Here is an 11,219-nt window from a genome sequence, read left to right on the forward strand (position 1 = left end):
GGTGGTGAGAGGCGCGTGTTCCACGGCAGCATCCCGGCCGACCTGCGCTCGATCATCTACGAGCACGCCGAGTCGTGGCCCGACACCGACCTGTACGTCGGCTGCTCGGGGAACTTCACGATCGAACGAACGCTGCACTCCCGGCCGGGCGAGCGCCGGGCCATCCACGGCAACGACGTCCAGGCGTACTCGAGCGCCCTCGGCTGGTGGCTCGCCGGCCGCGATCTGGACTACCGGCTCAAGGACGAGCACCGCGACCTGCTCGGCTGGCTGGAGCCGTACCTGGCCACGCCGACCGACACGCTCGCGTCGCTGATGCTCGGCACCCGGTTCCTCCAGTACGTCGGCCGACCGGGCGTCTACTACGAGCGGATGGTCCGCGCCACGGTCGGCCAGTTCCCGACGATGCACGCCAAGACGGTGGCGAAGCTGAACGCGCTGACGCTGCGCCTCGCCTCCTACTACTGCGGCGACGTCCGCGAGTACCTGGAGACGGTGGTGCCGGCCGACGGGCCGGTGGCGATGTTCCCGCCGTTCTATGCGGGCGACTATGAAGCACAGTTCGCCGGCATCGATGAGTTCTTCGACTGGCCGGCGCCGAGCTACGACATGCTCGACGAAGACGGTAAGGAGCAGATCATCGGCGCGGTCCTCGACCGCCCCCACTGGATCCTCGGCCTGCACATCCCGCGCGACGAGCTGCGGCCCTGGCTGCGCGGCGTCGTGCAGACCTCCAACCGCGGCATGCCGATCTACGTCTACGCCTCGTCGGGGGCCCGCCGGGTCGTCGCCCCCGCCCAGGACGTTACGCCGATCCTCGCGCCGAAGATCGGCCCCGCCGAAGACCTCGGCGACCGTATGGCCATCCACGTGCTGACCGGCGGCCAGTTCGCCGCCATCCGCTCGCAGTTCATGTCGAAGGCGATCCTGCCCGGCTCGCCGCTGCTCGCCTGCGGCGTCAGCGTCGACGGGAAGCTGATCGGCGCGTTCGCGTACCTGCCGCCCAAGTTCGACCCGAGCACCGCGTACCTGATGAGCGACTTCCCGGTGTCATGGACCCGGTACCGGCGGCTGGCGAAGCTGATCGTGATGGCGGCCGCCAGCCGCGAGACGCAGCTGCTTTTGCAACGCTCGCTGTCGAAGCGGCTCACCTCGTGGTCGACGACGGCGTTCACCGACCGGCCGAACTCGGCGAAGTACGGCCGGGGCATCCCCGGCGTGAAGTTGCAGAAGCGCAGCGAGCCGGCCGCCGACGGCATCCACCGGTATCAGCTCCAGTACGGCGGCCCGCTGGGCGACTGGACGCTGCGAGAGGCGCTGGCGGAGTGGAAGCGCCGCCACGGGAAGGACATGCGATGACCGACGACCACCGCGGCGGCCAGGTGGCGGCCGCCGACGTCGACCTGGCGGTGCGGGCAGCCGCCCGAACGGCCTACCTGCGGTCGTACCCGGCTGACACCATCCGCGCCGACGCGTACGCCGAGCGGATGGTCGCCGACGTGCCCTACCGGGCCGAGATGGCCGCCGCCCTGGCGGCCCTCGCCGACGCCGGCCGGCTGATGCCCGTCGACGAGGAGACAGCGCACCTGATCCAGCTGCGGGAGGACGGCTGGACGATCCAGCACCCGCTGTCGTGCCGGCCGACGCTGTTCACCTGCGAGATGAACCAGGCGGCCACGCACGCCCTCACCGCCCCGCCCGCCACGCTGGGTGTCTTCGAGTGCGGCGCCGACAATGGCCGGTTCGTGATCGGAACGGCCCGGTGAGCGGCGTCGACAAGCAGCCGGCGGCCACCGACGACGGCCCGCTGAACCTGCGCCCCGCCCGCGTCGACCCGGCCGCCCTCACCCTGCTGGAGGTCAACGCCCGGTACATGCGGAAGGAGACGTACGACCGCCTGGTCGCCAACGTCCGCCGCGACGGAGCCCTGACCAGCACGCCGCTGGTGTGGAACGACGAGCCGGGCGGCCGGATGGTGGTGCTGTCCGGCAACCACCGCATCATGGCGGCCCGCGACGCCGGCCTGGATCTGGTCGACGTCATCGTGGTCGACCAGCCGCTCACCCGCGCCCGACAGGTCGCGTTGCAGCTGTCTCACAACGCCATCGAGGGCGAAGACGACCCCGCCACGCTGAAACAGCTGTACGAGGAGTTGGACGACGTGGACTGGCGGGCCTACTCGGGCCTGGACGATAAGCAGCTCGACCTGCTCGCCCAGGTCAACCTAGAGGGCCTATCCGAGGCGAACCTGGACTTCGCCACCGTTCAGCTGGTGTTCCTGCCGAACGAGCTGGACGCCGCCCGGGCCAGCTTCGACGAGGCACGCAAGCTCGTCCAGGCAGATGCCCGGTGGCTCGCCGGCTACGGCGACTACGAGTCCACCCTCGACGCGCTCGCGACGGCCCACGGCGCTCACAACGTCGGCAACGTGGCCACCGCCCTCGGCGTCATCCTCGCCGTGTTCGAGCGGCACCTCGGCGAGCTGCGCGACGGCGTGTGGTACGACCCCGAGGCCGGCGAGCCGATCGGCAACGTCAACCGCCTGGTCCCGATCGAGACGGTGATCGAGGCGCGCTCGATGCCTGTCGATTCGGTGTCCGTGCTGGCCCGCGCCGTCGACCAGCTCGTACGCAAGGGCGAAGTGCCTGCCGACCAGCGATGGCGAGCCTTGGAGTACCTGGCGGCCGACTATCTGGCGGGCCTGTGATGGGAAGGTGCGAAGCGTCCGCCGCGTCAACGCGCGGCGGACGCCCGCTGTTCCGCCGCCTCCTAGGCGTGCGGGTGGAGCGGCACCAGCTCGGACGCGTACGCGTACGTCAGGTCGAGGTAGTCAACCCCCGGCCGGTACACGACGTGCCAGTGCAGCCGTACCCGATGGCTGAAGGTGACCTCAGCGTCACCGTCCACGTCGGGGTCGACGAGCCGCAGACCCTGACGGCCCGCGATCGCATCGGGCCTGCCCCAACCGGTGAAGGTGACATCAGCCTCCACCTCGACCATGCCGACCTCGTCGCCATCGGGGAACACGTCGTGCTGGTCCCAAGAGATGGTGCCAAGGTCCGGCTCGGCCCTGTCGACCACGATCTCGTGGAGGATGTCCGTCGGCAGCTCGACGTCATCGAACGTCAGGCCAGCGATCCAGTTCTGCCCGAGGTGCCGCGCGACGCTGTCGCCGGTCATCCCCTTGCACCAGCCCGCAACCGCGGCGGGCAGCAGACTCTCCAGCGACGGGAACAGCGACTCCAGGTCGGCCTGGAGCTCGCGCTTCCGATCATCCTCGTACTGCTCGCGCACTCGGCGCAGCGCTGCCGCGTACGAGATGCCCTCGGCCTCGGCAAGCTGCTTGGCAGCCTTGTTCTTGGTCATGGTGAAACGCCCTCCTCAGCAGCCCCCCACGCAGCCGCCATTGAGAAGACGTGCCACGTCAATCACGCCATCGCGTGACCGTTCCCGCGCGAGCTTTAGGCCCTTGTCCCTCTGCGCCAACCCATGCCGGGCGTGGGGCCACCGGCGGTCGGCAGGAGAAACCGGTGACGCAGGGCCACCGCTATCACCACTCTAGCCACCAGCAAGCACAACCGTCTACGTGACGCAACACCTGTCCCGATTGTGGCCAGCGCATATGCGGGCCGCTATGCCGAGTTGCGACCCTCTAGGAGGAGGCATGGACACCCGCTCCGACCTGTACGTCGACCTGGACGAGCGGCAGTGCTACGAGCTGGACCGCCGCTGCGACTACCACCCGCCGGTCAACCTGGAGCAAGCCGAGCGGCACGCCCGGTGGAGAGCCGCCGTCAAGGTCGTCATGGCCGAGGCGATGCGCTCCCTGCCGCCCGGCCGCGAGTCGTCACTGGTGCTCACCGCCCTGGACGACGCCCTCATGTACGGCAATGCCGCGATCGCCCGACCTCCGATGTCCGGAGCGCGACCCGCAGGCCCCTGAGACGGGGCGGTCCGGCCGGCACTTCTCCGTCGGCCGGGCGTCCGCACCACCAGCACAACGAGGAGGTGACCATGAGCGAGCCGGAGATCCTGGCCTGGGATCGGCAGGACCGCGAGCCCGAGAAGGCGTACGGCTACTTCGTGCTGTACCGGGACCTCGGCCGCACCCGCACCGTCGCCAAGGTCGCCACCGAGGTCAACAAGAGCCGGGATTACCTCCACAAGGTCGCCACCGCATGGAAGTGGGTGAAGCGGGCGCAGGCGTGGGACCGCGAAGAGGACCGGCTGTACGTCGAGGGCCTGGCCGAGCAGCGCCGCGACATGGCGAAGCGGCACGCCCGGATCGCCGGCGCGTTGCAGGCCAAGATCGTGGCCCGGTTGCAGTCCCTCGACGCGTCGAAGCTCAGCCCCGGCGACATCGCCCGGTGGCTGGAGGTGGCGACCCGGGTCGAGCGCCTGGCGCTGGGCCTGCCTGACTCGACAACTTCGCACACCGGTCCGGACGGCGGCCCGATCCGCGCCGAGGTCGAGCAGATGAGCGAAGCGCAGCGCGGCGACTTCTTCCGGGCGCTGATGGCCGAGGCGGCGGCCCGCGCCGGCCAGGCCAACCCGATCGCCGGCCCCGACGACCCGGCCGGCCCCGACGACCCGGCCGGCCCCGACGACCCGGCCGGCCCCGACGACCCGGCCGGCCCCGACGACCCGGCCGGCGACGACGACCCGGCCGGCGACGACGAGCGCGAGGAGGGCACAGGTGGAGCGTCGACGGAGGACTGACCGGCGGGTGCGGCTGGCGGTGGAGCTGCACGCCCCCCGCTGGGCGGTGTGGTCGGCGGGGCTGGGACTGCTGGTGCTCGGCGTGAGCAACGCGGCCGCCGTGGTGGTGCTGATGGTGGCGCGGTGAGGCGTGGCCCCCGCTCGGCGCGGCTGCTGACCGGCCACCGCCGGCCGCCGGCCGCCCAGTCCGCGTACCGGCCGGGCGGCCCGGTCGTCGGGGTCGGGCCGCACACGTGGGCGGCGCTGAACGTCCAGGGCCGGGCGGTCGGCCGCGCCCGGGTGGTGACGCTGCCGCCAGCGCAGGTGGCCGCGTTCCGGCGGCGGGTGTGGGCGTGGCGGCTGCTGCTCGCCGGCTGGACCGGGCTGACCGGGCTCGCCGCCTGGGCGACGCTGTGGCGGATCGGCCCGGCGGCGCTCACCTGCCTGGCGCCGATGCTGGCAGTGCTGGTGCTGCTCGCCTCGTGCGCCTCGTCGGATCTGCGGGAGCAGGAAGACGAACTGCGGCAGGGGCGCTGAGACATGCTGCTGTCGTACCCGGACCCGGCGCTGATGACCGACGCCGAGCTGGCCGCGTACCTGCGCGAGGTGTCCGATGTGCAGGGCCTGGTCCGCTACGACTGGCGGCGGCACGCTCGCTCGGAGCAGTTGGAACCGGCGTACTACCGGATCTGGATGCTGCTGGCTGGCCGTGGCTTCGGCAAGACCCGCACGGGCGCGGAGACGGTACGCGGCTGGGCTGGCGCGCGGCCGGGCGGGCACTACGCGGTGATCGCGAAGACGCACCGCGAGGTGTTCAATGTGTGCTTCACCGCCCGCCGGGCCGGGCTGCTGGCTGTGGTGCCGCCGAAGGAAGTGCGGACGTTCAACAAGAGCGAGCCGTACCTGGTGCTGCGCAACGGCGCGATCATCCGTGGGTTCGGCGCGCAGGACCCGGACACGCTGCGCGGCTACGACTTCGACGGCTGCTGGCTCGACGAGTACGCGGCTTGGCCGTTGCAGACGGCGCAGGGCGTGTTCGACATGCTGTGGTTCTGCATGCGTGAGGCGCCCGACCCGCGCATGGTGATCTCGACGACGCCGAAGCCGCTGCCGCACGTCAAGAAGCTGCTGACGCGGGCGAAGAAGCAGCTGGCGCGTGGCCGGCGGCCCCGGGTGGTCATCACCCGAGGCAAGACGCTGGACAACGCGGCGAACCTCAGCCCGGAGGCGTTGGAGGAACTGCTGGAGCAGTACGGCGGCACCCGGCTGGGTCGGCAGGAGTTGGACGCCGAGTTGCTGACCGACGTCGACGGCGCATTGTGGAAGTCGGCGTGGATCGAGGCCGGCCGGATCGACAAGGACGACGTGCCGCTGCTGGTGCGGACCGTCGTGTCGGTGGACCCGGCGGACACGGTGTCGGACACGAGCGATGAGACGGGCATCGTCGCGGTCGGCCGAGGTGAGGACGGCGACCACTACGTGCTGGCCGACCGGAGCATGAAGATCGCCGGGGTGGCCGCCGCCCGGCGGATCTGGCAGTGCTACCTGGACGTCGACGCCGACGTGGTGATCTACGAGGGGTCGTCGGCGTGGCTGCGGGACATCCTGGTCGACGCCTGGGTGGCCATGCAAAAGGAGGGCCTGCTGCCGGGCGGCGACCCGCCGATCGACGTGGTGCAGGCCCGCCAGTCGAAGCGGGTACGCGCCGAGCCGGTCGCTGCCCGGTACGAGGTTATTCCGCCCCGGGTGCATCACGTCGGCACGTTCCCGGCGCTTGAGGACCAGCAGACGACGTGGACGCCGGAGTCCGGGGATTCCCCGGACCGGCTCGACGCGCTGGTGCACGGGGTGGCGTATCTGCGGGCGAAGGAGTCTCGCCGCGCCGTGGTGGCCTCGCCACTCGGACAGCGGGCTCGGCCCTCCTCAGGACTGCGCTGATGTCGGAATCAGCCCAGCGCTTCCGCGAGGATCTGGACGCCCGTTGCCTCGGCCCAACGGATGATCCGCTCATGTCCGGACCGGTGCCACGCCGGCAGGCGGATCCCGCCGTCTGTGGTGATCTGTGCTACCTCGGGTGCGCCGAACGCTTGGAACAGCTCGCTGGTCAGGCGGTACGTCGTGGCGACCAGGCCGCTGCCCCCCGTGCAGAGGTCGTCGATATCGGCGACGGTGTCGGCGTACGGCTGTTCGGTGATGGATTCGGTACCGATTCGATCGTTCGCCCAGCCGATGTTGGACACGAGCGTGACCGGGCCATGGTGCGTGGGCCAGATCGTTGCGCGGACGGTCGCGAGCCCGCCGGCCGCCGCACGATCGCGTGCGTGGCGGGCAAGGAATTGAAGCCCTGCGGCGACACCCAAGGTGAGCCACTGCGAGTCCACCAGACGGCCACCGGGATCCATGTTCCCGGATTTCTCCGAGCTGACGTCGGTGGAGAATGCGCCGCTGCCGTTCTCGTGCAGTTCGCAGGCGCTGCGCGAGTAGGGCCTGCCGGGCTCGAAGGAGCCGATGCCTACCAGGCGGCGATGCCGGACAGTCGAGCGGGCGAAGCTGCGTACCGGAATGCCGAAGGCGTCGGCGGGGTTCATGTTGCTCAGCTGGAAGTCCCTCAGGGCGGCTGTGTCGATGGTGAAGCCACCTGGCACGTCCGGGACGAGGGTGACCAGCACGAACAGTTCCGTGGGGGCATGGCGCGAGGCGAAGTCAGCTTCGATGCGTACGGCCTCTTCGATGCGGCTGGTCAAGCCGGCGAACCGCGCCCGGTACGCCTCGGCCACCTCGCTCTCGGACAACCAGACCGTCTCGGTGCCGATCCGCTTGGGGTAGAGCAACGACTTGTTCTCGTTGACGTAGGCGTGTGGCGCGGTCGCCGATCGCGCGACCCAGATGATGAGGAAACCTCTGCCGGGGCGCTCGGGATCTTCGACGGGGATGACGTCGAAGGTCGGCGTTGGCTGGGTATTGCCGCAGACGGTCTGTCGGAGACGTCGTCGTTCGTCGTCGCTGATGTCAACGCCGGTGTCGTGCTTCGCGCGTCCCTTTTCGTCTTCGTCCATGCCGAGGATGAGGATGCCGCCGGTGGCGTTCGCGAGTGCACCGACGTCGCCGCAGAGCTTCTTCCGTTCGCTGTTGCTGCCGCCATAGGTGTCCCGCTTGAAGTCCAGGTCGGGGCCTTCGGTCGTGGCGGGGATGAGTCCCTTGACTTGGCTGTAGGTCAGGGATTCGTCGATTGGTCCGCCGAGGAGCTGTTCGAGGCGACGGTTCCGCAGTGTCGGCATGGAATCGATCGTGGACCGTCCGGCTCTCTTCAGGCAAATCCGCAGTTCAGGCGGTCCTTCGATTAGACGTAAATGATCATGAATGATACAATGATTATGTACGGCACGGGCCGTACGTAGCTCACGTGGAGTAGGAAGGACTACCAGTGACAGCAGCCACCAAGCGGCGCACCAAGACGAAAGCGCCGTACCTCGCGGACCTCGACCCGCGCGACCTGCTGGCCAACCCGCGCAACGTCCGCACCCAGGACAGCGACCTGACCGAACTGCGCGCCTCCATCGCCGCCAGCGGCGTCCTCCAGGCCCTCCTCGTCGTCCCCGACGACGACGGACACCTGATCGTCGCCGGTCACCGACGCGCCAAGGCCGCCGCCGAGGCGCTCGCCGCCGGGGAATGGCCAGACGGCATGCCGCCGACCGTGCCATGCCTCGTGCGCCCCGACCTGGCCGGCGTCCCCGCCGACCAGGTCGTGTCCATGCTGATCGAGAACGACCAGCGCGCCGACCTCACGCCCACCGAACGGGCCGTCGCGTACGCGCAGCTGGAGCTGTTCGGCCTCGACCCGAGCCAGATCGCCAAGCGCACCGGACGCAGCTACAAGCACGTCCACGACTCGCTGCGGCTCGTCACCCTCGGCGAGAAGGCCACCGCGGCCGCCGACGCCGGTCGGCTGACCCTCGACGACGTGGCCGAGCTGCAGGAGTTCGAGGACGACCCGCAGACGCTGGAGAAGATCCTCAAGGACGTCGACAGCAGCTGGGGCATCAAGCACAAGGCCGGCGAGGAACGCCGAAAGCGGACGGTCAAGGAGGCCGTCGCGGCGCTCAGAGCCGAACTCGAATCGGCCGGCGTGACCATCGTCAAGAAACCCAAGGACGGGTGGCCGTACAACTGCCAGATGGCGCGGCTCGACCAGCTCGCCACCGCAGACGGCGAGAGCATCGACTCGGAGACGGTGAAGGCACTCGACGGCTACGGCGCACTGATCGAGGAGCGCTGGGACACCGCCGAGGCCGTCATCGTCTGCCTCGACCCGGAGGCCCACGGCTTCAAGCGAACCGGGCACAGCTACTGGAAGAGCCCCGCCGAGATCGCCGCAAAGGAGGCCGCCGAGAAGGCGAGGGAGGAGCGCCGCGAGCGGTTGAAGGAAGCCGCCACGGTGCGCCGCAAGTTCCTGGTCGAGAAGTACGGCAGCGCGAAGGGCGCCAAGACGCTGCTCGTCGACGCGATGCGGCTCGCCGTGGTGGCGCCTGGCTTCCTCGCGCATCACGTCGACGAGGACCTGATCCGCGACGTGGCCGGCGGCGAGCTGGACGACGGCCTAACCGCCGGACAGGACCGCCTCAACCGGCTGCTCGTGGCCCGCATGATCGGCGCTCAGGAGTACAACGCCGGTGAGGCTGCCCTCGGCCGCTGGGTGAAACGGCAAGACCTGATCGCGCCCTGGCTGACCCGCCTGGAGGCGGACGGCTACGAGCTGTCCGACGCCGAAGCCGCGTGGCGGACCGCGCTCATCGCCGAAGAGGAGGAACGGCGGCGCGAGGAAGCCGAGGAGGAAGCCGAGCGCCTGCGGCACGAGGCCGAAGAAGAGGACGACGAGGACGGCGTGCCGGATGTCGTCGACGTGCACCTGCCGGAGCACGACATCGAGCCGCACGACGCCGTGGCCGACCCGCGCGCGGATGCCGACCAGAACGCGGGTGAGTCCGAGGCCAGCGTGTGAGTGTGACCCCTTCGGGTCAGCCGGCGGCGCGTACCAGCTCGGTGCGCGCCGTCGGCGCCGGCCCGACCGACAGCAAGGAGAAGCCGGTGGGTGAGGAGTTGCTGCGCGGCACCTGCCCGGCCTGCCTCGCGGCGATCGGTGAGACGCACGCCGATGACTGCGACGTGGCCGAGTGCCTGGCCACCGGCCGCAAGCGCATGTGGTGCCGCGCCCACGCCGACAGCTCGGGCCACGACTGCGGGCAGGCCGACTGGACCGGCTGGTGGCCGGGCCACCGGGAGTGCCGCGAGTTCGGCTGGCACGTCGAGTGGGACCGGGAGGCCCGCACCTGGTCGCGATGCTCCCCAGACGTGCCCGGGTCGGGGCCGGACCTGGCCCGGCTGTACGCGCAGGCCCGCTGGAACGCCGACCAGCGGCAGTGGGAACGACGGCGGGCGGTGGTGTTCACCGGGATGCTGCGCGGCGGCCGGGCCGCTGCCGAGGTGCTGGCGAAGGTGGCGCTGCGCTGGTCGGTGCGGGAGGGCCTGGACGTGGTGTGCGAGCACGTCGGCTCCCGTGCCTGGCGGTCCGTGGTCGCGGACGTGGTCGACGGCCGCGCCGAGGTGTTGGTGGTGCCGTCGGCGGCGGCGCTGGGCCACGGCCGGCAGCTGTTCGACCGGATCGCGGCGTGCGCGGCGCGGGCGGGACCGTCACCGGCCCGGGCCTGGTGATCGACGAGGACGGGCGGGTCGTCGAGACGATGCTGCCCGGAAGGGAAGTTCAGGATGGAGGACGGTAAGCGCGGCGCGTTCGAGGTTGCGCGGGAAGCCCTGCTGGGGCGCTACGGCACGCCCGACCCGACGCGGATGCGGGCACTCGGCGCGGATGACGTCGAGGTCGGCGCGGCGCTGAACATCGCCCGGCGCGACGAGGGCGGCTTGGCGCAGGATAAGCGGATGATCCTGGCGTGCCCGCCGACGAACATGAACGAGCTGCTGGAGGGCGCGCCGGGGGTGCCTCGGTACGTGCCGACGGTCGACCACTCGCTGACGCGGTGCGCCGACTGCGGTACGGACATGTGGATCGGGCCGAGGCAGCAGCAGACGGCGGTGCGGGCACCGGGCGCGTTCCTGCTGTTGTGCATGGTGTGTGCGGTCCAGGAGACGGAGAGACGCGGGGCGGTGCCGGTGATCGGGGACCTCGGTGGCAACGACGGGAGGCCACGGCACGCGGGCTAGTCCGATTGGCGGACCAGCGATCTGAGCTAGTCCGCTGTGCGGACCAACCGGGGCGGGCCACGGCGAGGCCATAACCCGCCCCATCGCGTTCTGTCGGCCGGGCGGCTCGAGATCACCGTTGGCGGGTCCCATCGGCCGCGACCTCTGCTCGCCTGGCTCGCGCGGGTTGACCACATAGGAATCCTGCTTTTGTCGGCGGCCCTTGGCCATCTGGCCACCATGCCCGCGGCTCATCGCGGTTGACATCCAACATGGACGTAGACCACGGTGGGCGGTGCGGATTTCGGCGGAAACGGGAGTAT

The 11,219-nt window shown here is 70.5% G+C and carries 13 protein-coding genes; 11 read left to right on the plus strand and 2 right to left on the minus strand.

All coding sequences use genetic code 11. The features are described from left to right. The first annotated feature begins 15 nt into the window (after positions 1 to 15). Genes O7624_RS26275 through O7624_RS26285 form a run of 3 tightly spaced genes read left to right on the plus strand, consistent with a single transcriptional unit; the run spans position 16 to position 2,707 of the window. A complete protein-coding gene (locus O7624_RS26275; protein ID WP_282237646.1) occupies positions 16 to 1,359 on the plus strand; it encodes a hypothetical protein in 1,344 nt (447 codons plus the stop codon). Then, the gene (locus tag O7624_RS26280; RefSeq protein WP_282237647.1) at positions 1,356 to 1,766 is read left to right on the plus strand and encodes a DUF6085 family protein; all 411 of its coding nucleotides are present in this window, start codon (positions 1,356 to 1,358) and stop codon (positions 1,764 to 1,766) included. The genes O7624_RS26275 and O7624_RS26280 overlap by 4 nt, the downstream gene beginning before the upstream one ends. Continuing rightward, on the plus strand, positions 1,763 to 2,707 hold the full coding sequence (locus O7624_RS26285) for a ParB N-terminal domain-containing protein (RefSeq protein ID WP_282237648.1): 945 nt from the start codon (positions 1,763 to 1,765) through the stop codon (positions 2,705 to 2,707). Before O7624_RS26280 ends, O7624_RS26285 begins: the two co-directional genes overlap by 4 nt. 62 nt (positions 2,708 to 2,769) lie before the next feature. Here the strand turns inward: O7624_RS26285 and O7624_RS26290 are convergent, their stop codons facing one another. Then, positions 2,770 to 3,366 (minus strand): hypothetical protein, encoded by a 597-nt coding sequence (locus tag O7624_RS26290; protein WP_282237649.1) that lies wholly within the window; start codon positions 3,364 to 3,366, stop codon positions 2,770 to 2,772. 298 nt (positions 3,367 to 3,664) lie between these two features. Between O7624_RS26290 and O7624_RS26295 the strand changes: the two genes are divergently transcribed. The 5 genes from O7624_RS26295 to O7624_RS26315 all read left to right on the plus strand — a co-directional run bounded on the left by O7624_RS26295 (position 3,665) and on the right by O7624_RS26315 (position 6,636). Next, entirely contained in the window at positions 3,665 to 3,943 is a 279-nt protein-coding gene (locus O7624_RS26295) for a hypothetical protein (protein ID WP_282237650.1), read from the plus strand. 71 nt (positions 3,944 to 4,014) lie between these two features. Further along, positions 4,015 to 4,719 carry a hypothetical protein gene (locus O7624_RS26300; protein WP_282237651.1) on the plus strand — a complete coding sequence of 235 codons (705 nt, stop codon included), beginning with the start codon at positions 4,015 to 4,017 and terminating at the stop codon, positions 4,717 to 4,719. After that, the gene (locus O7624_RS26305; RefSeq protein WP_282237652.1) at positions 4,697 to 4,846 is read left to right on the plus strand and encodes a hypothetical protein; all 150 of its coding nucleotides are present in this window, start codon (positions 4,697 to 4,699) and stop codon (positions 4,844 to 4,846) included. Before O7624_RS26300 ends, O7624_RS26305 begins: the two co-directional genes overlap by 23 nt. After that, positions 4,843 to 5,235 (plus strand): hypothetical protein, encoded by a 393-nt coding sequence (locus tag O7624_RS26310; protein WP_282237653.1) that lies wholly within the window; start codon positions 4,843 to 4,845, stop codon positions 5,233 to 5,235. Before O7624_RS26305 ends, O7624_RS26310 begins: the two co-directional genes overlap by 4 nt. A gap of 3 nt (positions 5,236 to 5,238) precedes the next feature. Then, complete coding sequence (locus O7624_RS26315) at positions 5,239 to 6,636, plus strand: terminase family protein (protein WP_282237654.1); 1,398 nt, start codon at positions 5,239 to 5,241, stop codon at positions 6,634 to 6,636. A gap of 8 nt (positions 6,637 to 6,644) precedes the next feature. Here the strand turns inward: O7624_RS26315 and O7624_RS26320 are convergent, their stop codons facing one another. After that, positions 6,645 to 7,976: an ATP-binding protein gene (locus tag O7624_RS26320; RefSeq protein ID WP_282237655.1), complete on the minus strand. Its 1,332-nt coding sequence runs from the start codon at positions 7,974 to 7,976 to the stop codon at positions 6,645 to 6,647. Between the two features lie 146 nt (positions 7,977 to 8,122). On the opposite strand from O7624_RS26320, the gene O7624_RS26325 reads away from it, so the two are divergent. From O7624_RS26325 to O7624_RS26335, 3 genes are read left to right on the plus strand one after another with little or no spacing between them, the layout of a single operon-like run. Beyond that, positions 8,123 to 9,700: a ParB/RepB/Spo0J family partition protein gene (locus O7624_RS26325; RefSeq protein ID WP_282237656.1), complete on the plus strand. Its 1,578-nt coding sequence runs from the start codon at positions 8,123 to 8,125 to the stop codon at positions 9,698 to 9,700. 2 nt (positions 9,701 to 9,702) lie between these two features. Continuing rightward, complete coding sequence (locus tag O7624_RS26330) at positions 9,703 to 10,410, plus strand: hypothetical protein (protein WP_282237657.1); 708 nt, start codon at positions 9,703 to 9,705, stop codon at positions 10,408 to 10,410. A 54-nt stretch (positions 10,411 to 10,464) separates the two neighbouring features. Then, positions 10,465 to 10,917, plus strand: coding sequence for a hypothetical protein (locus O7624_RS26335; protein WP_282237658.1), 453 nt, complete (start codon positions 10,465 to 10,467; stop codon positions 10,915 to 10,917). Positions 10,918 to 11,219: the final 302 nt, after the last annotated feature.

It is taken from the genome of Verrucosispora sp. WMMD1129 (assembly GCF_029581255.1).
GTDB lineage: Bacteria > Actinomycetota > Actinomycetes > Mycobacteriales > Micromonosporaceae > Micromonospora > Micromonospora sediminimaris.

Coding starts and splice junctions, on each gene's coding strand:
- O7624_RS26300 (WP_282237651.1), top strand. CDS start 4,015: ATGAGCGAGCCGGAGATCCTGGCCTGGGATCGGCAGGACCGCGAGCCC.
- O7624_RS26335 (WP_282237658.1), top strand. CDS start 10,465: ATGGAGGACGGTAAGCGCGGCGCGTTCGAGGTTGCGCGGGAAGCCCTG.
- O7624_RS26320 (WP_282237655.1), bottom strand. CDS start 7,976: ATGCCGACACTGCGGAACCGTCGCCTCGAACAGCTCCTCGGCGGACCA.
- O7624_RS26280 (WP_282237647.1), top strand. CDS start 1,356: ATGACCGACGACCACCGCGGCGGCCAGGTGGCGGCCGCCGACGTCGAC.
- O7624_RS26315 (WP_282237654.1), top strand. CDS start 5,239: ATGCTGCTGTCGTACCCGGACCCGGCGCTGATGACCGACGCCGAGCTG.
- O7624_RS26290 (WP_282237649.1), bottom strand. CDS start 3,366: ATGACCAAGAACAAGGCTGCCAAGCAGCTTGCCGAGGCCGAGGGCATC.
- O7624_RS26295 (WP_282237650.1), top strand. CDS start 3,665: ATGGACACCCGCTCCGACCTGTACGTCGACCTGGACGAGCGGCAGTGC.